At 72.2% G+C, this 24,407-nt stretch carries 20 protein-coding genes; 11 read left to right on the plus strand and 9 right to left on the minus strand.

Annotation, left to right across the window (positions count from 1 at the left end; genetic code table 11):
* Positions 1–43: 43 nt before the first annotated feature.
* A complete protein-coding gene (locus V5E28_RS01985; protein ID WP_336204342.1) occupies positions 44–193 on the minus strand; it encodes a hypothetical protein in 150 nt (49 codons plus the stop codon).
* Between the two features lie 187 nt (positions 194–380).
* Between V5E28_RS01985 and V5E28_RS01990 the strand changes: the two genes are divergently transcribed.
* Entirely contained in the window at positions 381–518 is a 138-nt protein-coding gene (locus tag V5E28_RS01990; RefSeq protein ID WP_336204344.1) for a hypothetical protein, read from the plus strand.
* 107 nt (positions 519–625) lie between these two features.
* Here the strand turns inward: V5E28_RS01990 and V5E28_RS01995 are convergent, their stop codons facing one another.
* Positions 626–1,768, minus strand: a complete 1,143-nt coding sequence (locus tag V5E28_RS01995; protein WP_336204345.1) for a PP2C family protein-serine/threonine phosphatase — start codon at positions 1,766–1,768, stop codon at positions 626–628.
* A 247-nt stretch (positions 1,769–2,015) separates the two neighbouring features.
* On the opposite strand from V5E28_RS01995, the gene V5E28_RS02000 reads away from it, so the two are divergent.
* The 5 genes from V5E28_RS02000 to V5E28_RS02020 all read left to right on the plus strand — a co-directional run bounded on the left by V5E28_RS02000 (position 2,016) and on the right by V5E28_RS02020 (position 10,175).
* On the plus strand, positions 2,016–3,983 hold the full coding sequence (locus V5E28_RS02000) for a glycosyl hydrolase family 18 protein (protein WP_336204347.1): 1,968 nt from the start codon (positions 2,016–2,018) through the stop codon (positions 3,981–3,983).
* 288 nt (positions 3,984–4,271) lie between these two features.
* Complete coding sequence (locus V5E28_RS02005; protein WP_336204348.1) at positions 4,272–6,392, plus strand: SpoIIE family protein phosphatase; 2,121 nt, start codon at positions 4,272–4,274, stop codon at positions 6,390–6,392.
* 57 nt (positions 6,393–6,449) lie between these two features.
* Entirely contained in the window at positions 6,450–7,160 is a 711-nt protein-coding gene (locus tag V5E28_RS02010; RefSeq protein WP_336204350.1) for a TetR/AcrR family transcriptional regulator, read from the plus strand.
* The gene (locus V5E28_RS02015; protein WP_336204352.1) at positions 7,157–9,709 is read left to right on the plus strand and encodes a PEP/pyruvate-binding domain-containing protein; all 2,553 of its coding nucleotides are present in this window, start codon (positions 7,157–7,159) and stop codon (positions 9,707–9,709) included. The genes V5E28_RS02010 and V5E28_RS02015 overlap by 4 nt, the downstream gene beginning before the upstream one ends.
* Before the next feature lie 145 nt (positions 9,710–9,854).
* Positions 9,855–10,175 carry an alpha/beta hydrolase gene (locus tag V5E28_RS02020; protein ID WP_336204355.1) on the plus strand — a complete coding sequence of 107 codons (321 nt, stop codon included), beginning with the start codon at positions 9,855–9,857 and terminating at the stop codon, positions 10,173–10,175.
* 195 nt (positions 10,176–10,370) lie between these two features.
* On the opposite strand, the gene V5E28_RS02025 is transcribed toward V5E28_RS02020, so the two are convergent.
* Positions 10,371–10,805 carry a PaaI family thioesterase gene (locus V5E28_RS02025; protein WP_336204357.1) on the minus strand — a complete coding sequence of 145 codons (435 nt, stop codon included), beginning with the start codon at positions 10,803–10,805 and terminating at the stop codon, positions 10,371–10,373.
* A 117-nt stretch (positions 10,806–10,922) separates the two neighbouring features.
* Entirely contained in the window at positions 10,923–11,519 is a 597-nt protein-coding gene (locus V5E28_RS02030) for a MarR family winged helix-turn-helix transcriptional regulator (protein ID WP_336204359.1), read from the minus strand.
* 105 nt (positions 11,520–11,624) lie between these two features.
* On the opposite strand from V5E28_RS02030, the gene V5E28_RS02035 reads away from it, so the two are divergent.
* On the plus strand, positions 11,625–13,940 hold the full coding sequence (locus V5E28_RS02035) for an LLM class flavin-dependent oxidoreductase (RefSeq protein WP_336204361.1): 2,316 nt from the start codon (positions 11,625–11,627) through the stop codon (positions 13,938–13,940).
* 87 nt (positions 13,941–14,027) lie between these two features.
* On the opposite strand, the gene V5E28_RS02040 is transcribed toward V5E28_RS02035, so the two are convergent.
* The 5 genes from V5E28_RS02040 to V5E28_RS02060 all read right to left on the minus strand — a co-directional run bounded on the left by V5E28_RS02040 (position 14,028) and on the right by V5E28_RS02060 (position 18,831).
* Positions 14,028–15,224, minus strand: a complete 1,197-nt coding sequence (locus V5E28_RS02040; RefSeq protein WP_336204363.1) for a cytochrome P450 — start codon at positions 15,222–15,224, stop codon at positions 14,028–14,030.
* Between the two features lie 97 nt (positions 15,225–15,321).
* Positions 15,322–16,143 (minus strand): hypothetical protein, encoded by an 822-nt coding sequence (locus V5E28_RS02045; protein ID WP_336204365.1) that lies wholly within the window; start codon positions 16,141–16,143, stop codon positions 15,322–15,324.
* A gap of 95 nt (positions 16,144–16,238) precedes the next feature.
* Positions 16,239–17,165 (minus strand): diacylglycerol/lipid kinase family protein, encoded by a 927-nt coding sequence (locus tag V5E28_RS02050; RefSeq protein ID WP_336204367.1) that lies wholly within the window; start codon positions 17,163–17,165, stop codon positions 16,239–16,241.
* Positions 17,166–17,211: 46 nt separating this feature from the next.
* Positions 17,212–18,396 (minus strand): DUF418 domain-containing protein, encoded by a 1,185-nt coding sequence (locus V5E28_RS02055; protein WP_336204369.1) that lies wholly within the window; start codon positions 18,394–18,396, stop codon positions 17,212–17,214.
* 162 nt (positions 18,397–18,558) lie between these two features.
* The gene (locus tag V5E28_RS02060) at positions 18,559–18,831 is read right to left on the minus strand and encodes a hypothetical protein (protein ID WP_336204371.1); all 273 of its coding nucleotides are present in this window, start codon (positions 18,829–18,831) and stop codon (positions 18,559–18,561) included.
* Positions 18,832–19,050: 219 nt separating this feature from the next.
* Here V5E28_RS02060 and V5E28_RS02065 point away from each other — a divergent pair, with 219 nt between their 5' ends.
* The 4 genes from V5E28_RS02065 (at position 19,051) to V5E28_RS02080 (ending at position 24,403) form a co-directional block, all read left to right on the plus strand.
* Complete coding sequence (locus tag V5E28_RS02065) at positions 19,051–19,914, plus strand: LLM class F420-dependent oxidoreductase (RefSeq protein WP_336204373.1); 864 nt, start codon at positions 19,051–19,053, stop codon at positions 19,912–19,914.
* Positions 19,915–20,016: 102 nt separating this feature from the next.
* Positions 20,017–23,280 carry a glucodextranase DOMON-like domain-containing protein gene (locus V5E28_RS02070; RefSeq protein WP_336204375.1) on the plus strand — a complete coding sequence of 1,088 codons (3,264 nt, stop codon included), beginning with the start codon at positions 20,017–20,019 and terminating at the stop codon, positions 23,278–23,280.
* A 151-nt stretch (positions 23,281–23,431) separates the two neighbouring features.
* Positions 23,432–23,902 carry a hypothetical protein gene (locus tag V5E28_RS02075; protein ID WP_336204377.1) on the plus strand — a complete coding sequence of 157 codons (471 nt, stop codon included), beginning with the start codon at positions 23,432–23,434 and terminating at the stop codon, positions 23,900–23,902.
* 117 nt (positions 23,903–24,019) lie between these two features.
* Positions 24,020–24,403, plus strand: coding sequence for a hypothetical protein (locus tag V5E28_RS02080; RefSeq protein WP_336204379.1), 384 nt, complete (start codon positions 24,020–24,022; stop codon positions 24,401–24,403).
* Positions 24,404–24,407 lie beyond the last annotated feature (4 nt).

Genomic DNA, 24,407 nt, shown 5'->3' on the forward strand with positions numbered 1-24,407 from the left:
GAGAAAGCCCAAGTCAGAGCGGGTCTGAGGGGTGTGGGCGGGGTCAGTGACGCCGAGAGCGGAACTTGTCCAGGAAGCGCCGCGCCTTCTGCTGGTTCTGCGGGTCGCTGGCCATCCGCTTGGCCTTCTCGATATTCTGCTTACCTTGCGGGCTGCGCATGTACGCGCGCACCTTCTCCATGAGCTTCGTCATGCGACCCTCCTACCCAGGAGAGTCACAAGAAAGCAGCCGCACCGTAGACACCCTCAGGCCAAACTTGTGGCGAAGTGGGAGCATACTAGAAGCAGTGAAACCCAGAAGAGCCGCAGCCCGGCGCCCCCTGCCAGGAAGTCCCTTCAACGTTCCCGAGGTGCCCCCGCCACCACTTACCCAGTTCGTAGTGCAGGACAAGGTCAGCCACGACAAGTACGGGCTCGGCCTGGTCATCGGAGTCGAAGAGGACATCGCCGTGCTCGTCGACTTCGGCACCGAGACGCATCGCATCATCGCCCCCTACCCCAAGCTCTTCAAGCTTTGAGGCCCTCGCGGCCCTGGGGCGTCGAAGGCTCGGCGCATGCGTGGCGCGGATGTGACGACGAGCGTCGATCCATGAGCTCGTCGAGCCCGCCGCGGTTCCGGGCCCTGTTACGGCCCGGGATCGTAGGCGTGCGCGCCAAGGTGCTCGGGCGCCGTGACGGGCTGAGTCCTGTGCAGAATGAGGACGGCGATGTCGTCCGGCGGGGTGTCTCCCGTCCATTCCCGCAGGTCGGCGCTCAATGTCCCGGCGAGCCTGCCGGCCGGGACGTCGGCCCATCCGCGCAGCCGTTCCTCCAACGGATAGAAGGACCCGCCGGGAGCGCGGGCCTCGGTGACGCCGTCGGTGCACAGCAGGAGCGTTCCCATCGGCGGGAACGCGAACCAGGCGCCGGCGCGCGGCTCCGCGGATAGCCCGGCCAGGCCGAGCGGCACTCCGGGCTCGCCGAGGCTCACCTGCCCGGCGTGGCTGTCGTAGAGCAGGTACGGCTCGATGTGCCCGCAGTTGACCGCCTGGACCCCCTGCCCGGGGCCGATGTCGAGCACGAGCGCGGTGACGAAGCGCTCGGGCTCGCCCGTGTGCTGGGCGATCGAGTTGTGCCTGACCACGGCGACCTCCAGCGCGTCCACGACGCCGGCGAGCGTGCTCTCCCTGTAGGCCGCCTCCCTGAACGCGCCGAGGACGGCGAACGCGGTCCCGATGGCCGGCAGCCCTTTGCCCTGCACGTCGGCGATGAGCACCCGGGTCCCGTACGGGGACGCCGTCACCTCGTACATGTCGCCGCCGACCATGGTGTCCTCCTCCACCGGCTGGTAGAGGCCGTCCACGATCACCTCCCCGGTGCGCAGCGGCAGCGGGCGCACGATCTGGCGCTGAAGGGCGGCGGCCGCCGAGCGCAGCCGGTGGATCTCCTCCTCGCGGCGGATCCGGTAGCGGCACCCCAACGCGCTCAGCACCCCGAACGCGGCCGTGAATCCGATCGCGCCCAGGTTCTCGCTCAGGCCGGCGCCTCCGAGGTAGGCGGCGGACGCGGCCACCACGAGGAGCACCCACACCGACGCGATGACCGTCTGTGTCACCGTCCCCAGCGCCGCGACGATCGCCGGTAGGAAGATCAGCAGCGGCACCAGCCCCACCGCCGTGCCCAGGGTGGCGTCGAGCCAGACCACGACCACGGTGACGGCGACGAGCGCGACCACGAATATCCAGGTCGACAGGATGACCCGCCCGGGCTCCGGCCTACTCCCCCACACCTCTCCCCGCCACCTCCGGGGTCCACCTTCTACCAGGCCGTTCGTCCCATGGGCCACGGACACGCCCGTTTGACGGCACCTTGCACCTTGAGATCCCCCGACCGGCACGCGCCGCCGCCGGCTCATTGACGCTGTCAAAGGCAGCGGTTACGGTCGAGGGTACAACTAAAAGGAAACTTTCCTAAGAGTTGTTTCGCACGTCTCCCATCCCACCCCCCACACCCCCCAACCGGATGCCGGAGCAGCCATGAGACACACCATCCTGAGCAAGGTCCTCGCAGGCCTGGCGGCGTTACTCCTGCCGCTCACCGCGGCGGTCACCGTCCCACCCGGCGCGTACGGCGCCACGTCCACAGCCTCCGTGGCCGCCTTCGCCGCCTGGGCCCCGTGGACCGCCTACCCGACGGGCACCCGCGTCACCTACAACGGCGTCGAGTACGAGTGCCGCCAGAGCCACACCTCGCAGCCCGGCTGGGAGCCGCCCAACGTCCCGGCGCTCTGGCAGCCCACCGGCGGCGGAGGCGGCGACACCACCGCGCCCTCGGTCCCCGGCAACCTGCGCTCCACCGACGTCACCGCCAGCAGCGTCTCACTCGCCTGGAACGCCTCCACCGACAACGTCGGCGTCACCGGCTACGAGATCTACCGCGGCGGCACCCTCATCACCACCGTCACCGGCACCACCCACACCGACACCGGCCTGAACGCCAACACCGCCTACACCTACACCGTCCGCGCCCGCGACGCCGCCGGCAACCGCTCCGCCAACAGCACCGCCACCACCGCCACCACCACCGGCGGCGGAGGCGGCGACACCACCGCGCCCTCGGTCCCCGGCAACCTGCGCTCCACCGACGTCACCGCCAGCAGCGTCTCACTCGCCTGGAACGCCTCCACCGACAACGTCGGCGTCACCGGCTACGAGATCTACCGCGGCGGCACCCTCATCACCACCGTCACCGGCACCACCCACACCGACACCGGCCTGAACGCCAACACCGCCTACACCTACACCGTCCGCGCCCGCGACGCCGCCGGCAACCGCTCCGCCAACAGCACCGCCACCACCGCCACCACCACCGGCGGCGGAGGAGGGGGCGGGAACAAGGTCCTCGGCTACTTCGTCCAGTGGGGCGTCTACCAGCGCGCCTATCACGTCAAGAACATCGACACGAGCGGCTCCGCGGCCAAGCTGACACACATCAACTACGCCTTCGGCAACGTACAGAACGGCCAGTGCGCGATCGGCGACAGCTACGCCGACTATGACCGTTTCTACAGCGCGGCGGAGAGCGTGGACGGCGTCGCCGACACCTGGGACGCGGGCGCGCTGCGCGGCAACTTCAATCAGCTCCGCAAGCTCAAGCAGAAGTACCCGAACCTCAAGGTGCTGTTCTCCTTCGGTGGCTGGACCTGGTCCGGCGGCTTCGGCCAGGCCGCGCAGAACCCGGCGGCCTTCGCCGAGTCCTGCTACCGCCTGGTGGAGGACCCGCGCTGGGCGGACGTCTTCGACGGCATCGACATCGACTGGGAGTACCCGAACGCCTGCGGCCTGTCCTGCGACACCAGCGGCCCGGCCGCGTTCCGGAACCTCATGTCGGCGCTGCGCACCCGCTTCGGCTCCGGCAACCTGGTCACCGCCGCGATCACCGCGGACGGCACCAGCGGCGGCAAGATCGACGCGGCCGACTACGGCGGCGCGGCGCAGCACCTCGACTGGTACAACGTGATGACCTACGACTTCTTCGGCGCGTGGGCGGCGCAGGGCCCGACCGCCCCGCACTCGCCGCTCACCTCCTACAGCGGCATCCCGACCGCGGGCTTCTACTCCGACAACGCCATCCAGAAGCTCAAGAGCAAGGGTGTTCCGGCGAGCAAGCTGCTGCTCGGCATCGGCTTCTACGGCCGGGGCTGGACCGGGGTCACCCAGTCCGCGCCGGGCGGTACGGCGACGGGGCCGGCGCCGGGCACCTACGAGCAGGGCAACGAGGACTACAAGGTGCTCAAGACCCGCTGCCCCGCCACCGGCACCGTCGCGGGCACCGCGTACGCCCACTGCGGCAACCAGTGGTGGAGCTACGACACGCCGAGCACGATCGGCGGCAAGATGGGCTACTCGAAGAACCAGGGCCTGGGGGGCGCGTTCTTCTGGGAACTCAGCGGTGACACCGCCAACGGCGAGCTGATCACCGCGATGCGCGACGGCCTGGGCTGACGCCCGCACGAGGGCGGCCCAGGCTCGCGCGGGCCTGGGCCGCTCGACTGCGGACGGTCATCCCCGAAGCGGTGGGCACCTCCGCTTGCGTTCTGGAACGGGACGTCGGCGGCCCTGGGCATAAAGGGCTTGAGTCCGCTATAACCTACGGAATGCCTCTCTATTAATGTCCATGCGTATTCTTCCTTTATGAGTGTCTTTGGGGGTTCAGTCCGGTCTTGTGTCGGAAGCGAGGCGAGTTAGCGCGTGCGGCGCGAGACCGCTGCGTTCGCAGCTCCGAAGCGAGATGTGGCAGACCTGCATGACCTGCTGATCGAGGCCATCAACGACGCCGGAGCGCACATCGGCGCGCTCTATCTGCTCGGCGAGGACAGGGAACTCCTGGTCATGGAGGCGGAGCTGGGATTCCCGACCATGATCGCCCGGGCCTGGGCGAGAGTCAGGGGTAACGGCAGCGTTCCGGTGGCCGTGGCGGTGCGCGAGCGGCGTCTGGTGTGGCTGGCGGACCAGGAGGACCTGGCCCGCAGTTTTCCGGGAGCGGCTCTCGTCGTCCCCTACCATTTCTCGGCCGCGGCCGCCCCGATCCACACCGGCTCCACCGACTGGGGCGCGCTGCTGCTGCTGTGGCCGGGGGAGCACACCCCCCAGCTCACCCAGCACAAGCTCGACGTCATCCAGCGAACCTGCCGGCGGATGGCCGCTGTTCTGGAGGAGGCGGATCAGATGGGGCGCCCCCTGAGGCCTCGGGACCGGCCCCGCATCCTGTCTCCGTACCGGAGCCGGCAGGTCGACCCCGACGCGGGCATGGCCGCACTTGACTGCCTCAACGGCCTGCCCGAGGGCTACTTCGCGATGGACGTCGACGGCCGCATCACCTTCCTCACCGCGCCGGCCGCCGAACTCCTCGACGACGACGCGTCCGAACTGCTGGGCGAGCGCCCATGGGAATATCTCCCGTGGCTGAACAAGCCGGTCTGCGAAGATCGCTACCGCGCCGCGGTCATCAGTCACGAGGTCACCAGTTTCACGGCCGAGCGTCCCGACGGGCAGTGGCTGGCCTTCCAGCTCTATCCCGCGCCCTTCGGCATCAGCGTCCGCGTCACTCCGAGCACGATGGCCCGCGATCCGGGGCACCTGATGCCGGATCCGCTCGCGAGCGCGGACAGGCGGAACGGGTCAAGCGGGCTCCACGACATGCTGCATCTCACGACGGCCCTCAGCCAGGCCGCCACCGTGCAGGAAGTGATCGACATCGTCGCCGACCAGGTCATGCCCGTCTTCAACGTCCAGGCGATAGCCGTCCTGCACGCCGAGGGCGGGCGGATGCGGGTCGTCGGCGCGCGCGGCTACAGCCAGGAGAGCATCGACCACTTCGACGGCCGACCGGTGTCCGCGCCGACACCCAGCACTATCCCCATGGACACCGGCAAATCCCTGTTCTTCGCCACCTGGCACGAGATGAAGCAGTCCTGGCCGGACGCGATCCGCTACGACAACATGTCCGCCTGGGCCTTCCTGCCGCTGATCACGTCCGGCAGGCCCATGGGCACGTTGACGCTCGCCTTCGACCGCCCCCACCACTTCACCATCGACGAGCGCGCCACGCTCACCTCGCTGGCCGGGCTGGCCGCCCAGGCGCTCGAGCGCGCCCACCTGTATGACGTCAAGCACCAGTTCGCGCAGACTCTGCAGAGCAGCCTGCTCCCCCGCGAGCTGCCCGAGATCCCGGGTCTGGAGGTGGCCGCATGCTATCTGCCCGCCACGCACGGCATGGACATCGGCGGCGACTTCTTCGACCTCATCCAGCTGGATGACTCGGTCGCCGCGGCCGTCATCGGGGACGTCCAGGGCCACGACATCACGGCCGCCGCCCTCATGGGACAGGTACGTACGGCCATCCAGGCCTACGCGCGCGCGGGCTCGTCGCCAGGGGAGGTCCTCCACCACGCCAACCGGCTGATCATCGACCTGGCTCCCAACCGGTTCACGAGTTGCCTGTACATCAGTCTCGACCTGCGCCGGCACACCATGTGCGTGGCCAGCGCCGGCCACCCCCCTCCCCTGCTCCGCTCCCCCGGCGAGCAGGCCCGCATCGTCGACTCACCTCCGGGCCTGCTGCTCGGCATCGATTCCAACGCCGAGTATCCGACCACCGAGCACCCCCTGCCGCCCGACAGCCTCCTGATCCTCTACACGGACGGCCTCGTCGAAACACCGGGCGTCGACATCGGCGACGCCATCGCGGAGCTCGCCGCACGCCTCACCCGGCATGCCGACCAGCCCCTGCAGGATCTCGCCGAAACTCTCATCGGCCCGGCGTCCGCCGTCCAACATCGCACCGACGACACCGCGACGCTCCTCCTCCGGACGATGGTCCCCCCACCGGCGGGGAACCCATCCGCGCAGTGAGACCGGCACCCGCGCCGTGCCGTTTGACAAATTATCGAGTCATGTCAAAATGACAAAATGGTCGTCAACGAGCACGAACGCGAGCAGGCGATCCTGGACGCGACGGCCGACCTGCTGCTCCGCCTCGGCTACAACAAGCTGACGATGGGCGACGTCGCCGAGGCCGTAGCCCTCCACCGAGGGCTGGTCTACCTGCACTTCAAGTCCAAGGACGAGCTGGTCGAGGCGGTCCTGGTCCGCGAGCTGGACCGCTACGTCGAGACCTGGCGCGAGCAGGTGGAGGCCGATCCGCGCGGCGGCGACGTGGCCAGCGTCTACCGGGCGATGGTCCACGTGCTGAAGACGCTGCCGCTGACCTCCGCGATCGCCGCGAGAGACCCGGAGGTCTTCGGCAAGTACCTCCGCAAGCCCGCGAACCTGTTCGGGAGGCGGCCGAGCACCTTCGGCATGCGCGGGTTCCTCCAGATGATGCAGCAGGCGGGCACCATGCGCCGGGACGTCGACATCCGAGCCGTGGCGTTCATCCTCGACGCGCTCACCCCGGCCCTGCGGCGCACCTTCGTGGCAGAGCGGGCGGCGCAGGCCGACCCCGATCAGCCGACGTCGGACGAGCTGCTGGAGACGCTGGCGGACCTGCTCGACCGCGCCCTGGCGCCGCCGGACGGCGCCGACCTCGCGAACGGCAGGGCCGTACTGCTGGGCGGATTGGACGAGGTTCGCACCGCTCTCTCCGCCGCGCTGAGCCGACAGGAAGGTGAGCGATCATGATGGACGAGCCTCTCGTATTAGCCCTGGACGACGCCCGCGCCACCTTGGAGCGGGCCGGGGGCAAGGGCGCCTCGCTGGCGCGCCTGGCCGCGGCCGGGCTGCCGGTGCCGCCGGGCTTCCACGTGACGACGGCCGCCTACCGCCACTTCGTCGCCGCGCACGGCCTGCGGGAGCGCATCGTCGAGATCGCCGCGGCAGCCTCCCCCGACCGGCCCGAGACCTGCGAAAGCGCGGCCGAGAAGATCGCCGCGCTCTTCGCCGAGCAGCCCGTGCCGGACGAGGTGGCGCAGGCTGTCGGCGCCGCCTACGCCGAGCTGGGCGGCGACCTCGCGGTGGCCGTCCGGTCCTCCGCGACCGCGGAGGACCTGCCGGAGATGTCCTTCGCGGGGCAGCAGGAGACCTACCTCAACATCCGCGGCCGCTCCCCGGTCCTGGATGCGGTGAAGCGCTGCTGGGCGTCCTTGTGGACGGCCCGCGCCATCGGCTACCGCGCACGTCAGGGGATCGACTCCGGCGACCTCGGCCTGGCGGTCGTGGTCCAGGAGCTGGTGCCGGCCGACGCGGCCGGCGTGCTCTTCACCGCCGACCCGCTGACCGGCGCCCGCGACCGGGTGATGGTCAACGCGGCCTGGGGGTTGGGCGAGTCGGTCGTCGGCGGGCAGGTCACCCCCGACACGATCGTCGTCGCGAAGGCCGACGGCTCGATCGTCCGGCAGGAGATCAGCGACAAGCAGGTCATGACGGTCCGCACGCCTGCCGGAACCCGCGAGGAGCCGGTGCCCGCGGAGCTGCGCGAGCGGCCGGTCCTCGATGCGCCGCAGGCGGCCGAGCTCGCCCGCCTCGCCGTCGCGATCGAGGAGCTGTACGACCGGCCGATGGACATCGAATGGGCCAGGCACGACGGCCGCCTGCACATCCTCCAGGCACGTCCCATCACCGCCCTGCCCGGCCCCGCGCCCGCGTGGGAGCTGCCCGACCCGAAGGGCCGGTACGTGCGGGGCAGCGTCACGGAGCTGCTGCCGGAACCGCTCTCCCCGCTCTTCGCCACGCTGGGCCTCGGCGCCTGGAAGCGAGCCACCGTGGAGGGGTACAAGAGCATCGGCCTGCCGTACTTCGAGGAGCCGTTCGCCGTCATCGGCGGGTACGCCTACTACAACATCACCTACACGCCCGGCATGCTGGCCCGGATGATGGTGGCGCAGCCGCTGTTCCTGATCGTCACGCTGCCCCGGGGGCTGCGCGCCGCGGCGCAGCGGTGGGAGCGAGCCCACGCGGCCTACGCGGATGTCGCTGCCAGGCGGGGTGCGGTCGACACGGGATCCGCGCCGGCGGGCGAACTGTTCGCGGGAGCCCGCGAGATCGTCGAGGAGGCGGCCCGCTACTACGCGGCCGTCCAGGGCGGCGTCCTGCCCGCCGCCTACATCAGCGAGTCGCTCTTCACCTCGGTGTACAAGCTCGTCAGGCGCCCGGGAGACCCGCCGGCGCTGACGTTCCTGCTGGGTTTCGACAGCAAGCCGATGCGGGCGGACAAGTCCCTCTACGATCTGGCACGCTGGGGGCGCGAACAGCCCGGGCTGGCCGAGCGGGTGGCGCACGGCCCGGTGGAGGAACCGGAGGAGTTCGCCGGCCGGTTCGCCGCACACCTGGCCGAGTTCGGCGACACGGTGTACGACCTCGACTTCGCCAAGCCGCTGCCGGTGGAGGATCCGGCGCCGCTGCTGCGGACGGTGCGCTTCTACCTGACCGGCGAGGCGCCCGACCCCCATGAGCGGCAACGGGCGGCACGGGAGCAGCGTGAGCTGGCCACACGCCGGCTGCACACCCGCCGCGGCCTGCGGACGGCGTTCGCCCGATGGGTGCTGCGCTGGGCGCAGAAGATGGCGCCGCTACGCGAGGACGCCCTGGCCGACGTGGGTCTGGGCTGGCCGGCCGCACGCCGCGCGCTGCACGAGATCGGCCGGCGGCTCGTCGTCGCGGAGGCGGTCGCCGATGAGGACGACGTGTTCTGGCTGCGGATGGACGAGCTGGAGGACGCGGCCGAGGCGCTGGACTCCGCGGGCCGTACCCCGGTGGACTGGCGCGCCGTCGTGGCCGAGCGCAGGGCCACGTGGCGGGCGCAGCGAGCCGTCGCGCCGCCGCACGCGCTCCCGGACGGCGGCGGCATGAAGATCCTGGGCATCGACTTCTCCCGGCTGCTGCCCGGGCACCGCGACGACGGATCCGCCGACGTCATCAAGGGCGTGCCCGGCAGCCCCGGACGGGTCAGCGCCCCCGTGCGGATCATCCACGGCTCCGACGAGTTCGCGCAGATGCGCCAGGGAGACGTGCTGGTCGCGCGGATCACCACCCCCGCGTGGACGCCCCTGTTCGCGCTCGCGTCCGCGGTCGTCACCGATGTCGGCGGCCCGCTCAGCCACAGCTCGATCGTGGCGCGCGAGTACGGCATCCCGGCCGTGCTCGGCACCGGCGCGGCGACCGAGCGGCTGCGGAACGGTCAGCAGGTCATCGTCGACGGCGAGGCGGGGACAGTGACCCTCGTCCACACCTGACCGGAGGAAGCAGGCATGAATGAGATCATCCCGCTGTGGGAGGACTCCGCGCAGGAGGCGATCCAGCCTGACCATCCTGGCGGCCGGGATCTCCTGGAGGAAGGTCTCGTGACCGTTCAGGCGCCTGGCGTCGTCGTCCCGCATCATGGACGCCGTCAAGGCGCAGTCGCGCGTGGCCAGGGACGACGGCTTACAGGCGCTCCGGGCCGTCCGCGAGCGAGCCTCCGCCTGGGGCGTCGACCCGGGGCGCGTCGGCATGACGGGCTTCTCCGCGGGCGGGCTGCTCACGATCCACGCCGCGACGGGATACGACGCCGCCACCCGCCCCGCCTTCGCCGCGCCGATCTACGGGGGCGTCTTCGACGAGTACACCGTGCCGTCGATGGACGCCCACGGATCTGCCCGCCTGAGTGGTCGTCGCGAACTCCAGCCCGAGCGTCTCGTCAGGCTCGACGCACGCCGGTGACACCTTGATTCCCCGTTCGGAGAGCAGCCGGGTGACCTTGAGGCGAATCGTTCACGAGCGAACGCGACTCGTCCCGTCCGCCGAGGAGACAGCCCGTCGTCGGCCGAGTCCACGCCGGCGATTCGCGGCCCGCGCAACCGGGGCCGAGAACGTCACGTCGGCCCTGATGCCGGCCGCGGCCGAGCTGGGCCTGCGCTAGCGGATCTCCTGGATGTGCGCCGTCGCGGTCGCCACGGCCACGGGCTCGCCGTCGGGGCCCAGCAGCTCGCCGGCCATGAAGCACACCTGCCTGCCGCGCCTGACCACCCTGCCCCGGCCCACGAGCCTGCCTGGCCTGGCCGGGCGCAGGAACTGGACGTGCAGGTCCAGGGTGGGCGCGAACCGGCCCGCGGGCAAGGTCGCCACCAGCGCGGGGCCCAGCGTGTCGTCGAGCATCGCGGCGAGGAACCCGCCCTGGATCACGCCCACCGGATTGGTGAAGCGATCGCTCGCCTCGAACGCCACCTCGATGGTGCCCTTGTCAGGGTCCACCGCCACCAGCTCCCAGCCGAGCGTCTCGGCGGCAGGCGGCGGCGGAACGTGCCCGGCCTGCACATCCCAGAACAGCCCACCGCGCGCATCCGTCTCCATGACGACGATTCAACATGAGCCCACCGACACTTTCGCGCCCACGACGCAGGAGCCGCCCTGCGTCCCCGGCTCACCTGTGTCCCGTCCTGTCCGGCCCGCGCGCACGTGCGCGGTCTGTCACCCGCCTTCGTCGCCGTAGAGGGCCGCGCGGGCCTCCTGGCAGGCCGGGTCTCCCTCGGCCGCGCGGTCGAGCCGCTCCGCCAGCAGGTCGGCGGCCTCGGCGAGGCGGGCCAGGCGCTCCGGGCCGAGGGACTCCAGGACGAGGCGGCGTACGGACTCCTCCCTGACCTCCCGCGCGCGGGCGGCGGCCTCCCGGCCGGCGGCCGTGAGCGAGATGTCCGCGCCCCGCCCGTCCTTGGTGCAGGCGACGCGTTCGAGCAGGCCGCGCGCGGCCATCCTGGCCACCTGGTGGGACAGGCGGCTCTTCTCCCACTGCAGGGTCCAGCGCAGCTCCAGCGCCCGCATCCGGTTGCTCGGCGCGTCCAGCAGCGCGTCGAGGATCTGGTGGTCGGCCTCGGAGAGGCCGGTGGCGCGGGTGAGCTCGCGGGCGAGGTGAGCCGCGAGCTGCGCGTGGACGGTGGTGTGACGCCGCCAGGCGTCCAGCTCCGCAGGTCGCGGGACGGCGGCCGCACCCTGCGCGCCCAGCACCTCGGGGGCCGCGGTGGGGGCCCGTCGCGCTGAAGGGGGCGGGGTAGCCGGTCGGTGGTGGGTCATCTTCGCAGCGTACGTCACCAATTGTTGATATGTCACCTACTTGGTTGACGCATCACCCAAAGGGGTTATGGTTGACATATCTACCATCTCTGCCGGAGGACCCCCATGCCCGACTATGGCCACGATCTGCGGTTCGGGTCGTTCATCACCCCGCAGAACCGCCGGCCCGACCTGGCCGTCGAGCTCGCCCGCATGAGCGAGGAGGCCGGGCTGGATCTGGTCACCTTCCAGGACCACCCCTACCAGCCGGGCTTCCTGGACACCTGGACGCTGCTGAGCTGGGTGGCCGCCAGGACCGAGCGCATCCACCTGTCAGGCAACGTGATCAACCTGCCGCTGCGGCCCCCCGCCGTGCTGGCCCGGTCGGTGGCCAGCCTGGACCTGCTGTCCGGCGGGCGGATCGAGCTCGGCCTGGGAGCAGGCGGGTTCTGGGACGCGATCGAGGCGATGGGCGGCCGGCGGCTCACCCCCGGCCAGGCGGTGGACGCGCTGGGCGAGGCCATCGACGTGATCCGCGGTGTGTGGGACGCCGATGAGCGCGGCGTGCTGAAGGTCGACGGAGCCTACTACTCCGTCAGGGGAGCCAAGCGCGGCCCCGCCCCCGCGCACGAGGTGCCGATCTGGCTCGGCGCGTACAAGCCGCGCATGCTGCGCCTGGTCGGCGCGAAGGCCGACGGATGGCTGCCGAGCCTCGGCTACGCCCGTCCCGAGGACATCGGCGCGGGCAACAAGATCATTGATGAGGCTGCCGCCGAGGCGGGGCGCGACCCGCGCGAGATCCGACGCCTGCTCAACATCATGGGGGGCGAGCTGCCGCAGGGCCCGATGGCCACCTGGGCGGAGCAGTTGCTGCCCTTCGTGCTGCAGGACGGCGTCTCCACCTTCATCCTCGGCTCCGACGACCCGCGGGCCATCCAGACCTTCGCCCAGGAGGTCGCCCCCGCGCTGCGCGAGGCCGTCGCCGCCGAGCGCGTCCGCCCCCAGAGCTCGCCCGGCACCGCGACCGGCACCGCGACCGGCACCGCGACCGGCACCGCGACCGGCACCGCGGCCGGGACGGCGCGCCCGGCTCGCGCGCTCGCGCTGCGCCGGCCGGGCATCGACTACGACACGCTTCCCGCCTCACTGGCCGCCGTCGCGGTCGAGCCCGGCGACCGCGCGTACGAGAGCGTGCGCTCGTCCTACATCTGGCGCGGCTCCCCCGGCCTGGTGCTCCGTGTCACCACGCCCGAGCAGGTGGCCGAGGCTCTGACGTTCGCTCGTACGCAGGACGTACCGCTGTCGGTGCGCAGCGGCGGGCACGGCATCAGCGGGCGCTCCACCAACGACGGCGGCATCGTCGTCGACGTCGGCGCGATCGACGGCGTCGAGGTGATCGACCGCGAGCGGCGGCTGGTGCGCGTCGGCGCCGGCGCCCGCTGGGGAGACGTGGCGCAGGCGCTGGCGCCGCACGGGCTGGCCATCAGCTCCGGCGACTACGGCGACGTGGGCGTGGGCGGCCTGGCGACCGCCGGCGGGCAGGGCTTCCTGGCCCGCTCCTACGGGCTGACCCTCGACCATGTCCGGGCCGCCGAGGTGGTGCTGGCCGACGGCAGGATCGTCCGCGCCGACGCCGGCAGCCACCCGGACCTGTTCTGGGCGCTGCGCGGCGCGGGCGGCAACATGGGCGTCGTCACCTCCTTCGACATCGAGGCCGCCGAGGTGAGCGATGTCGTCTTCGCCGCCTTCGTGCACGACGCCTCCGACACCGCCGCCTTCCTGGAGAAGTGGGGACGCCTGGTCGAGGAGAGCCCGCGACCGCTGACGGCGTTCCTGACGGTGTTCCCCGGTCAGGCCGGCGCATCCGCGCTGGCGCAGACCCTGGTCACGTGGGCCGGCGACGACGCCGACGCCGCCGTCGCGGCGCTGGAGCCGTTCCTGCAGCTGGGGCCTGTGCTGCAGCAGCAGGCCCAGCTCACCCCGTACGCGGCGATCGTCGCACCACACCACAACGCCCACCACGGCCAGTCGCTGCTCCGCACCCACTCCGCGCTGGTCGGCCACCTCGACGGCGCCACCGCCACGCTGCTGGCCACCATGTTCGCCGACGGCGACGTCACCATGATCCAGGTGCGCTCGGTCGGCGGCGCGGTCAACGACACCGCCCCCGACGCCACCGCCTACGCCCATCGCACCCAGAACTTCTCCCTGAACGTGGTGCTGCGCGAGTCGCGCCGGGAACGCGCCGAGCGGGCGTGGGAGCGGCTCGGCGTGGACGCCGTCTACCTCAGCTTCGAGACCCACGCCGACGACACGCTGCTGGCCAAGGCGTTCCCGCCTGCCACCCTGGAGCGGCTCCGGCGCATCAAGGCGGTGTACGACCCGGCCAATGTCTTCCGCCACAACTTTCCCATCACCCCGGCGCCGGACCAGGGGTCGTGACAGAGGCCGTCAGGGCGTCGCGGACTCCGGCCACGAGCACGCCGAAGCCGGCGTCCGGCGCGAGTCCACCGCGTCGTATCGCCCGGTCTACCAGGCCACCTCCAGCGTCGCCAGGCCGTACACGATGTTGAACGAGCGGAACTGCGGCTCGCTTTCCGTCGTGCGCAGCCCCGGGAAGCGCTGGAGCAGCGCCGGGAACGCGATCCGCATCTCCATCCGGGCCAGCGGCGCGCCCAGGCAGTGGTGCACGCCGTGGCCGAAGGCCACGTGGCCGGGCTCGCCTCGGGTGAGGTCCAGCCTGTCCGGGTCGGGCAGGAGCCTCGGGTCGCGGTTGGCGGCCGGGAGCGCGCACGCCACCAGCTCGCCCGGCCCGAGCGTGCGCCCGGCGAGCTCGACCTCGGTGGTGGTCACCTTGAAGGTGCCGGAGTGGACGATGCTCAGCCAGCGCAGCAGCTCCTCGATCGCGGCGTCGACCCGCTCGGGCTCCTTCCTGAGGAGCTCCAGCTGGCCGGGGTGGCGCAGCAGGGCCAGCGTGCCCAGCGAGAGCATGTTGGAGGTCGTCTCGTGCCCGGCGAGCAGCAGCAGGCCACCGATGCCGATGAGCTCGTTCGTCGACAGGTCGTCGCCGTGCTCGCGCACCAGCATGCCGAGCAGGTCCTCGCCGGGCTCGGCCCGCTGGCGGGCCACCAGCTCGGCCATGTAGGCGCGCGACTCCAGCTGCAGCCCCACCCGCTCCTCGATCGGCGCCGACATGTCGAGCATGCGGGTGGTGCGATGCTGGAAGCCCGCCCGGTCCGCGTACGGCACGCCCAGCAACTCGCAGATGACCAGCGACGGGATCGGCAGCGCGAAGGAGCTCACCAGGTCCGCGGGCGAGCCTGCGCTCTCCATCGCGTCCAGGTGCTCGCGCACGATGTCGTTGATCCGCGGCTCCAGCCGGCGCATCCGGCGGATCGTGAACTCCGGCGTCAGCATCCGGCGCAGCCGGGTGTGCTCGGGCGGGTCGCAGCCGAGCAGGTTGCCCGCCCGCAGCGCGGCGAGCTCCTCCTCGGTCATCTCCGGCGCCCCCGGCAGCTGCCCGATGCCCCGCTGGGCGATCTTGAACCGCTCGGCGTCGCCCAGCACCGCGCGCACGTCCGCGTGGCGGGTCACCAGCCAGGCGTCCACGCCGAACGGCGTGCTGATGCGACTGATCTGCTCGTCTTCGCGCAGGGCTCCCAGCTCCGGAGCCGGATCGAACCCCGTCCTCCGCATGTAGAGCGGCAGCGCCGTCGACTCGTGCACGTGACCCCCTGAGTGGTTTCCCCGGATGGATGGCGGGCGGTATCCACTCTGATCCATCGGATGGCCGGTTGCCAGGGGGCGCGGTGATCTTTCGGGATCAGGCGGCGCTGTAGCGGGCGTGCCTGGCGGCGGCGGTGAGGGCCGCCGCCCTGGCCGCCTCGGTGGGGGTGAAGGGCAGCCCGCGCCGTCTGAGCAGCAAGGCCCGGTCCGGGTTCACGGAGATCACCATGGTGGTGTTGAGCTCGGCGCCCTCGTCCACGGTGTCGCCGGGACGCCGCCATTCGATCTCGGATACGCGCAGCAGCTCGGCCATGGCCTCGGGCAGCCGGTCGGGATCGGCGCCGACCCGCTGCGCCAGCACCAGCGCCTGCACCGCCGGATCGGTCAGGTCCTTGACGTGCGCCGGGACGATGACCACGTCGTGCCCGCCGGCCCCGGACAGGGCGGCGCCCAGCACGCCGAGAGCCAGGTCCCTGGGCGCCTCGATGACGAACTCGTCCAGGGCGTCGCAGCCGGCCGGGGTGATGGCGCTGCCGCCGGTCGGGGCTATGTGCAGGGCCAGGATGTTGCAGCGCAGGCGGCCGAACGCGGCCGCCACCGCCGCCAGGCGGCCCGGGCGTTCCACCACCCTCATCCGGATGCGCCACAGGGCCATCGGCGCCCCGCTGCCGCCGCCGACCGGCATGGGCGCGGCCCGCCGGGGCCTGCGCAGGCCGAGCCGCTTGTGGATCGCGGCGCCGGTGATCAGGGCCACGCCGAGTCCGACCAGCACGACGGGGCCCGGCTGCTGGTGTCCGAGGAGGGTGGCCAGGAGGTGCGCCACGCCCACCGCGAAGAACAGCGCGGCGAGCTCCAGGATCTCCCTCCGCCAGGAACGCACGTGACGCTGCAGGTGGTGCCCGTAGGGTGCATCGCTCATGCGGTGCAGTCTGGCTACGGACTGTTACCGCATGGTGATCGGGGAGGTTGCGTCGGCATTAACTCTCCTGGGACCGCGGGCGCCGCTGTAAGGCGTCAGCCGGGCGTCGCCTGGGGCTCCGCGTCCGGCACGATGACACGCCAGGCGGCGGGGTGCAGCGTCCACGTGCGGCGGGGAGCGGGCGGGGAGAGCTCGCCGTCGGCGTTCGCCGGGGCGGGCTCGCCCTCGACGGTGATCGTGCTGCCCCTGACGGTGAGGACGTCTCCGCGTTCGGGGTGCTTGCCGCTCCGCAGCCGCACTCCGAACGCGAGCCGCGCCAGCGGTGACACGGCGAAGGAGACCACGACGTCCGCCAGGCCGTCGTCAGGCCGCGCGCGGGGGGCCAGCGGGGTCCCGCCGCCGATCGAGACGCCGTTGCCGACGCCCACCATGAGGATCCGCCTGCGGCCGTCGCTGATGAGCTCGTTGTCCACCTGCACGCGCAGCCGCCACCCCCGGCTGCGCAGCCCGGCGATCATGGCGCCCACCGCGTAGGCGGCCCGGCGCAGCACCGGCTTGAGCGCGGCCGCCTGCTCAGAGGCGCGGGCGCCGACACCCACGTGCACGGCGTTGACGACGACCCCGCCCTCGCCGTCCATGATCAGGTCCAGCGTCCGCTCCCGGCCGCGCGCCACGGCCAGCGCCGCCTCGCGCGGGTCCAGCGGGATGCCGAGGGCGCGCGCCAGGTCGTTGCCGGTGCCCAGCGGGACCAGCCCGATCGGCCGGGTGGCGAGCTCATCCCTTGCCAGCAGCGCGGTCACCACCGCGTGCACCGTGCCGTCACCGCCGAGGACGACCGGCACCCGGTCGGCGTGCTCGCCCAGGACGCGCTCCATGTCGCCGGGCCGCTCCACATCGCAGGACAGCACGTCGGCCTCGTCCGCCAGCGCGTCGAGGACGGTCTCGCGCGTCCGCCCGTCGACGCCGCCGGCCGCCGGGTTGCCCATCACCACGAGCCTGCGCACTACAGCGGGAGGTGTCATGGCGGCTTGGTGCCCAGGATCATCCTGGGCTAACACCTGCCGCGGGTCAGCGCGTCGCGCCGGGCGTCCTCGGCGCGGGAGGGGCCCCGTTCGTCACACGGCGCAGCACGTACTCCACGGGCCCGTGACGGTGGGTGCGCAGCCATCGGGCGCTGAGCCACAGCAGGAGCGTGTAGACCGCGGCGGCGATGCCCATCACGGCGATCGGCGGCAGGCTGCCGGCCAGGGCGAGGCCGTAGCCGGTGAAGACGAGGCAGGCGAGCACCGACTGCCCGATGTAGTTGGAGGCGGCCGCCCGGCCCGCCGGTGCGAGGGCCCGCCCGACGGCGGGGAAGCGCCTGACCGCCCGCAGCAGGGTGGCCACGTAGGCGGCGGCGAGCGCCAGCGAGGTGACGGTGTTCAGCGCGATGCCCGCGGACTCCAGGGCTCCGGGAGCGCCGGCCGTCCAGGCGTAGAAGACGCCGGCCGGGACGCCGATGCCGAAGCCCAGCCACTGGACGCGGGGAAGCAGGCGGGACCAACGCTCGGGCTCCTCCAGGAGCCTGCTCTTGCCCGCCGCCAGCCCGAACAGGAACATCGCCATGGCCGTCGGTCCCTGGAAGAGCCAGACCGACCCCGCGAGCGTCGGGTACAGCTCCAGCTGGAGCCTGAGGAAGTCCAGCGGTCCGCCGGTCGCCAGTGCCAGCGCACGGGCGCCCGCCGCCGGGTCCACCACGGCCGCCTGGGAGGCGGCGGGGTCGAGGGTGGTCAGCAGGGCCAGGAGCGACCAGACCACGGTCAGGACGGCGACGATGACCGAGCCGGTGATGACGGCCGTCCTGGGCCTGATGTTCCGCAGGGCCATCAGGATCAGGCCCAGCGCGCCGTACAGGGTGAGGATGTCGCCGACCCAGAACAGGAGCCCGTGGACGACGCCGAGCGCGATCAGCGCCAGGCACCGGCGTAAGGTGCGGGCTCCGACGTCGGCTCCCTCCCTGTCCGCGGCGCGCATCTGGAGTGTGAACGAGTAGCCGAACAGGAACGAGAAGATGACGTAGAACTTGGTCAGGAACAGGGCGGTCACGACGAAGGCCACCGGTCCGTCGGGTGCCGACTTGGCAATCTCCAGCGTGTGCGCGGGGTCGGCGAGGAAGCCGATGTTCGCCACGAGGATGCCCGCCAGCGCGAAGCCGCGCAGCGCGTCCACCTCGTGGACGCGAGCGGTGGTGGGCGGGGTACGGGTGTCGGTCATGCTCGCGACGTTAGGTGCCGCCTCCTCGCGCCCGCGTCGAACCTTCGTCCCGTCATGGGTCACCAAAGGATCCAGCCGCCGTGACGAGCCGGTCCAGCGCGGGTGCGGCCTGCGACGCGAACCCGCGCTGCGCGCCGTCGTCCGGCAGCACGTGGAGTGCGCTCAGCGGCCGGGCAGGTCCGTAGTGATGCCGAGGCGTTCGAGCGTCTGTCCCGTCGAGGAGCCCACGCACACCCGAACCGTGCCGGACGACCGCTCGAGGGCCTCCCTGATGCCGAGGGCGTCGATCGCCGGCCAGGCGGGCGCCCAGCCGGGGTCGAGGGTGTGCATGGTGCATCGGAGGTCGTCCCGGAGCGGCTCGGCGGCCACGGGCCCGGTCATCAGCAGCATGCTGGTGGCGGTGACGGCGAGTGCGGTGACGGCGTGTCGGTACATGGCGTCCTCCTGTGATTCGATCATTTCGTCCACAGTGATCGATACCCGGAGTGATGTTTCGATTACGTAATGTTCTGGCCACTCCTGGCGCGGGGAACCGCCTCCAAGACCATGAGATAATCAGTTCATACCTTGCCCTCTCGGCCGTGGATGCAGAAATCCGGCCGAGAGGGTTTTTTCATGCCCGCACGTCAACGGCACCCCCTTGAGGAGCACTCGATGAAACTCGGCCTGACCTGCCCCAGCTTCACCTGGCCCGGCGGCGACGCCGCCATCGCCGGAAGGTTCGCGGACGTCGCCCGCGGCGCCGACGAGGCGGGGCTGCACAGCCTGTGGGTCATGGACCACTTCTTCCAGATCCCCAACTTCGGCGCCGCGGAGGAGCCGATGCTGGAGGCGTACGGCGCGCTGTCCTACGCCGCCGCCCTCACCGGCCGCGTCACCCTGGGCGCCCTCGTCACCGGCGCCGTCTACCGCCCGCCCGGCCTGCTGGTGAAGCAGGTCAGCACCCTTGACGCGCTCTCCGGCGGCCGGGCCGTGCTCGGCATCGGCGCCGGCTGGCACGAGGAGGAGGCCCGCGGGCTCGGCCTCCCCTTCCCTCCGACGGCCGAGCGGTTCGAGCGGCTGGAGGAGACGCTGCTGATCGCCAAGCGGATGTGGAGCGAGCAGGACGGGCCGTACGAGGGCAGGCACTACCGGCTGGGGCGGACCCTCAACTCGCCGCAGGCACGCCCGCGGATCCTGATCGGCGGCAGCGGCGAGAAGAAGACGCTGCGCCTCGTCGCCGAGCACGCCGACGCCTGCAACCTCCTGTACGGCGCCGACATCGGGCACAAGCTCGGCGTGCTGCGGGCGCACTGCGAGCGCGCCGGCAGGCCGTACGAGGAGATCGAGAAGACGCTGCACATGCGCGTCCCCGACGGGCAGAGCGTCGGCGAGAGCGTCCAGCGCTGCGGCGAGCTCGCCGAGGCGGGCATCGACCACGTCATCGTCGCCGTCCCGGACGCCGCCGCGGCCTCCTCGCTGGCGCGTCTGGCCGCGCTCGCCGAGCAGATCTCCGGCATCACCCCGGCGGGCCGCTGAGGCCGCCCGGGGAGTCACCGGGGTTGACAGGGAGGCGGGGCTGGTCTTCTCTGCAACGAGGTGCACGATGACGGGGCGCGTGCGGTTCCCAGGGAGCTTCGCATGTCCACGGTTCGACAGTTCGCACTCGCCCTGCTCGTCGCCGCCGCGCTGGCCGGGGTCCCCGCCGCGCCCGCGCTGGGCGCGGCGCCCGCGCCATCGGGGCCGGGCGCCCCCTCGCACTTCGGCCTGGCGCGCAAGGACTGCGTGGGCACGGCGACCGGCAGGACCTCCAAGGTCTGGTACACCGTCGCGGGCGGCGTCCTGTCCGACGTGTACGAGCCGACCATCGACAACACCAACGTCGAGACCATGCAGTTCGCCGTCACCGACGGCAGCACGTTCACCGAGCTGCAGTCCCGCGACACCACCTACACCGTGCGCACCGACCGCTCCGGGATGACCTGCACCGTCACCTCCACCAGCAGGAACGGCCGCTACGAGCTGACCACCACCTACCTCACCGACCCGGGCAGGGACGCGGTGGTGGTGCGCACCCGCCTGCGGCCCGCCGGGCTGCGCCTGTACGTGCGGCTGGACGCGAGCGTGAACGGCAACGGCGGTGGCGGCCCGGCCAACGGCGGCGCCGACAGCGGCGTGGTCGACGGTCAGACCGGCGCCCCGGTGATCTCCGACCCGAACACCGAAACCTCCGCGCCCAACCGCGACTACGCCGTCCCCACCCATCTGGCGCTGCGCGCGGAGCGGCGGCTGCCGGAGGCGAGCGTCGCCTACGCGGGCACGCCAGGCGACGGCGCCGCCCAGCTCGACGCCGACCGGGCGCTGACCCCGTACACCTCCGCCCCGGACGGCAACGTGGTCGCCACGGCCCGGCTGCCGCTCGACGGGCGGGGCGAGGTGACGTTCGCGCTCGGCTTCGGCCGCACCGCGGCCGCCGCGCTGCGCACCGCGGGCGAGGCCGCCGGCCACCCGTTCGCGGCCACCCGCGCCCGGTACGAGGCCGGCTGGGCCGCCTACGACGCCGGGTTGCGCAGGCCGCCCGGCCCGCTGGGCGACCGCTACCGGCTCTCGGCGAACGTGCTGAAGGCCAGCGAGGACAAGACGTTCCCCGGGGCCGTCGTCGCCTCGCTCGGCAGCCCGTGGGGTCAGGCGGTCGGCGCGGGCACCGAGATCGGCGGCAAGGCGGTCTACTTCGGGTCCTACCGCGAGGTGTTCGCCCGCGACCTCTACGAGACGTTCACCGCCTTCCTCACCGCCGGGGATCTGGCGACCGCCCGCGCCACGACCCGCTTCCTGCTGGAACGCCAGCAGCTGCCCGACGGCCGGATGCCGCGCAACTCCCTGCTCAACGGCAGGCTCGCCCCCGACTCCGGCGGCGACCAGCTCGACGAGACCGCGTACCCGATTCTCATGGCCTACCAGTCCGGGCTCGGCGGCGAGCTCTGGGAGCGGGTGCGCGCGGCGGCCGACTTCCTGGTGGCGCACGGGCCGGCCTTCGGCGTCGAGCGCTGGGAGGAGCAGTCGGGCCACTCCCCCTCCACGATCGCCGCCGAGATCGCCGGCCTCGTCGCGGGCGCGGAGATCGCGGCCGGGCAGGGCGACCAGGGCCGGGCCAGGCTCTACCGGGCCACCGCCGACCACTTCGCCCGCTCGGTCAAGGCCTGGACGGTCACCACGACCGGCCCGTACGCCCCCCGCTACTTCCTGCGTCTGTCACGTGCCGGCGACCCCGACGCGGCCACCTCCTACAACCTCGGCAACGGCGGCCCGACCGAGGACCAGCGCCGGGTGGTGGACGCGGGCTTCCTGGAGCTCACCCGGCTCGGCATCCTGCCTCCCGACGACCCCGACGTGCTCGCCAGCCTGCCCGTCGTGGACCGCGTGCTGCGCCGTACGACTCCGAACGGGCCCGGCTGGTACCGCTACGGCTCCGACACCGGGGGCACCGAGGACGGCTACGGCGAGTGTTACGAGCCCGACCCCACCTCCTGCGCGCCGTCGGGCAGCCCGTGGCCCACCACGAACTCCGGCTCCGGCCACCTGTGGCCCGTCCTGTCCGGCGAGCGGGCCGAGCACGCCCTGCAGACCCGCGACCCCCGCACCGCCGGATCGCTGCTGGCGGCGATGCACGCCATGTCCTCGGGCACCGGCCTGATCCCCGAGCAGGCCTGGGAGAACCCGGACCTGCCCGCCTCCCCCTACGGCGCCGACCCGGCCACCGCCTCGATCGGCCTGCGGACCGGCGGGCCCACCGGCTCGGCGTCACCGCTGTCCTGGGCCCAGGCCCAGCAGGTGCGGCTCATCCTGTCGCTGGCCGCCGGCCGCCCGCTCGAACAGCCCGACCTCGTCCGGCGCCGCTACGCCGACCACGGCATGCCGCAGGCCGCGCCGCTCACCGTGACCGCCCCCGCCGACGGCGCCACCCCCACCGGCGCCTCGGTCACCGTCGAAGGCACCACCACGCCCGGCGCCCGCGTCGACATCGCGGCCGCCCCCACCGACACCGGCGCCCCCGCCCAGCTGATCTCGGTGCGGGCCGGCTCCACCGGCGCCTTCACCGCCGAGGCGCCGGTCTCGTTCGGCGAGGTCGCGCTCACCGTGACCGCCACCGCCGGCGGCCGCACCGCGTACGCCAGGCGCACCGTCGTCGGCGACATCGCCGGAGCCACGACCGTGCTCGACGTCGCCGATCCCGACGGCGACGACGACGGCCCCGGGACCTACGCCTACCCGACGGCCGCCGACTTCCAGCCGGGCGCCTTCGACCTGCGCAGGTTCCAGGTCATCACCGACGCCACCACCGTCTACCTGCGCGCCGAGCTGCGCGACCTCACGCCCACGTTCGGCAACCAGATGGGCGCCCAACTCCTCGACGTCTACGTCCAGGACCCGGCCGTGGCGCAGCGCTCGACCGAGCCGGCCTTCCCCCAGCGCAACTACCGCATCGCCGAGCAGGACGCCTGGACGCAGCGGGTGGAGGCGCAGGGCTTCGCCGCCCCCGTCTGGGTGACCGCCGCCGGCACCGCCCGGGCCGGCGCCGCGGTCCGCGCGTCCGGCGCCACCCGCACCATCACCATCGCGCTGCCCAGGGCCGCCTTCGGCAGCCCGGGGCCTGGTTGGCGCTTCGCGGTGGTGCTCACCGGCCAGGACGGCTTCAGCGCCGACCAGGCCAGGGGCTTCACCGCCACGCCGGAGCCGTACCAGTTCGGCGTCTGCGCCCCCGGCGGGACAGCCCCGCTCTGCGCGTCCGACCCGGGCGGCGTCCCCAAGGCCCTCGACGTGATCGTCCCTGCCGGCCAGTCGCAGGCCGACCTGCTGAACCCGCTCCTCGGCCAGGTCACCCTGCGATCCGTCACAGTCCCCTGACCGGCTCTTGACCGGACGTGGTCAGAGCGAATAATGGGGGGCGCTCCACCGGCAACGCACGACCGAGGCATTCCGATCAAGCGAGGCGAGTCACATGGTGCCACTCGCAAGACTGGGGAGACTCTGCGGATCGGTCCTTCTGGCGACCGCCGTGGTGATCTCCGCTGGCGGCTGCGTCATCAAGAAGGATCGCCAGTTCGAAGTGGACTACACGGTGCGCAGGGTGCGCATCTACATCTACGAGAAGCCGACCTACCAGATCGCCTGGCAGCTGCGCGACCTCTGCGCCGCCCAGAACGGCGGCAACCGCGAACGCACCGGCCGCTGCATGCTGACCTTCCTGCGCAAGGAGATCGACCTCAACGACAGCGGCGTGATCGGGGAGGTTTCCGAAAGGGCGGCCGAGACCGAGTGGAACATGTTCACCCGGGGCGGCGAGTGGGACGACATCATGAGCGCGACGGACGATGTGCGTCGCGCCGGAGCGGGCACGGACTCGCGGGGCGACAAGTACGCCCGGCGCTGCCTGGTCGGCGACCGGCACGCCTTCCGCGCCCCGAACTGGACGTTCCGGGTGGGTGGTGACAGCCACTGCAAGCGCGGCTCGTACGCCACCCGATGAATCCCGCCCTGCCCTGATCCGCCGGAAAGTCGTGCAATCGGCGATCAAGCGGCGTGCAATGGCCGGTGGCTACAACTGCTTCCGAGAACATTCACTCGGAGAAGACCGGGAGCAGCGGTGGGCATGGGGCAGGGCATCCTGATGGCGGTGCTGATCATCGGCGGGACGACGCTGATCCTGGCATGTGTCGGGCTGCCGTTCCTGATCATGTCGCGGAACGCCCGGCGACTGCTGGCCACCGGCCTGCCCGCGCAGGCGGTGATCGAGACGATGAGCGACACCGGCATGACCGTCAACGGTCAGCCCGTCGTCGGCTTCGGCCTGGCCGTGCAACCCGCCGACGGGCCCGCCTACCGGGTCGTGCACCGGCAGTCGCTGCCGCGCATCCCGATGGGGATGGTGGTGCCCGGCGCGGTGGTGCCGGTGAAGGTGGATCCGGCACGGCGCGAGCGGGTCCGCATCGACTGGATGGCCTGGCGGCCGGCGAACCACGACGGGTGACACC

Source organism: Nonomuraea sp. LPB2021202275-12-8 (genome assembly GCF_037044575.1).
GTDB lineage: Bacteria > Actinomycetota > Actinomycetes > Streptosporangiales > Streptosporangiaceae > Nonomuraea.

What these genes read in the sequence shown, in the direction of transcription:
- V5E28_RS02020 (WP_336204355.1), top strand. Translation starts at nt 9,855, where the DNA reads ATGGACGCCGTCAAGGCGCAGTCGCGCGTGGCCAGGGACGACGGCTTA.
- V5E28_RS02010 (WP_336204350.1), top strand. Translation starts at nt 6,450, where the DNA reads ATGGTCGTCAACGAGCACGAACGCGAGCAGGCGATCCTGGACGCGACG.
- V5E28_RS02025 (WP_336204357.1), bottom strand. Translation starts at nt 10,805, where the DNA reads ATGGAGACGGATGCGCGCGGTGGGCTGTTCTGGGATGTGCAGGCCGGG.
- V5E28_RS02050 (WP_336204367.1), bottom strand. Translation starts at nt 17,165, where the DNA reads ATGACACCTCCCGCTGTAGTGCGCAGGCTCGTGGTGATGGGCAACCCG.
- V5E28_RS02065 (WP_336204373.1), top strand. Translation starts at nt 19,051, where the DNA reads ATGAAACTCGGCCTGACCTGCCCCAGCTTCACCTGGCCCGGCGGCGAC.
- V5E28_RS02070 (WP_336204375.1), top strand. Translation starts at nt 20,017, where the DNA reads ATGTCCACGGTTCGACAGTTCGCACTCGCCCTGCTCGTCGCCGCCGCG.
- V5E28_RS01985 (WP_336204342.1), bottom strand. Translation starts at nt 193, where the DNA reads ATGACGAAGCTCATGGAGAAGGTGCGCGCGTACATGCGCAGCCCGCAA.
- V5E28_RS02045 (WP_336204365.1), bottom strand. Translation starts at nt 16,143, where the DNA reads ATGAGCGATGCACCCTACGGGCACCACCTGCAGCGTCACGTGCGTTCC.
- V5E28_RS02015 (WP_336204352.1), top strand. Translation starts at nt 7,157, where the DNA reads ATGATGGACGAGCCTCTCGTATTAGCCCTGGACGACGCCCGCGCCACC.
- V5E28_RS02030 (WP_336204359.1), bottom strand. Translation starts at nt 11,519, where the DNA reads ATGACCCACCACCGACCGGCTACCCCGCCCCCTTCAGCGCGACGGGCC.
- V5E28_RS02055 (WP_336204369.1), bottom strand. Translation starts at nt 18,396, where the DNA reads ATGACCGACACCCGTACCCCGCCCACCACCGCTCGCGTCCACGAGGTG.
- V5E28_RS02035 (WP_336204361.1), top strand. Translation starts at nt 11,625, where the DNA reads ATGCCCGACTATGGCCACGATCTGCGGTTCGGGTCGTTCATCACCCCG.
- V5E28_RS02060 (WP_336204371.1), bottom strand. Translation starts at nt 18,831, where the DNA reads ATGTACCGACACGCCGTCACCGCACTCGCCGTCACCGCCACCAGCATG.
- V5E28_RS02000 (WP_336204347.1), top strand. Translation starts at nt 2,016, where the DNA reads ATGAGACACACCATCCTGAGCAAGGTCCTCGCAGGCCTGGCGGCGTTA.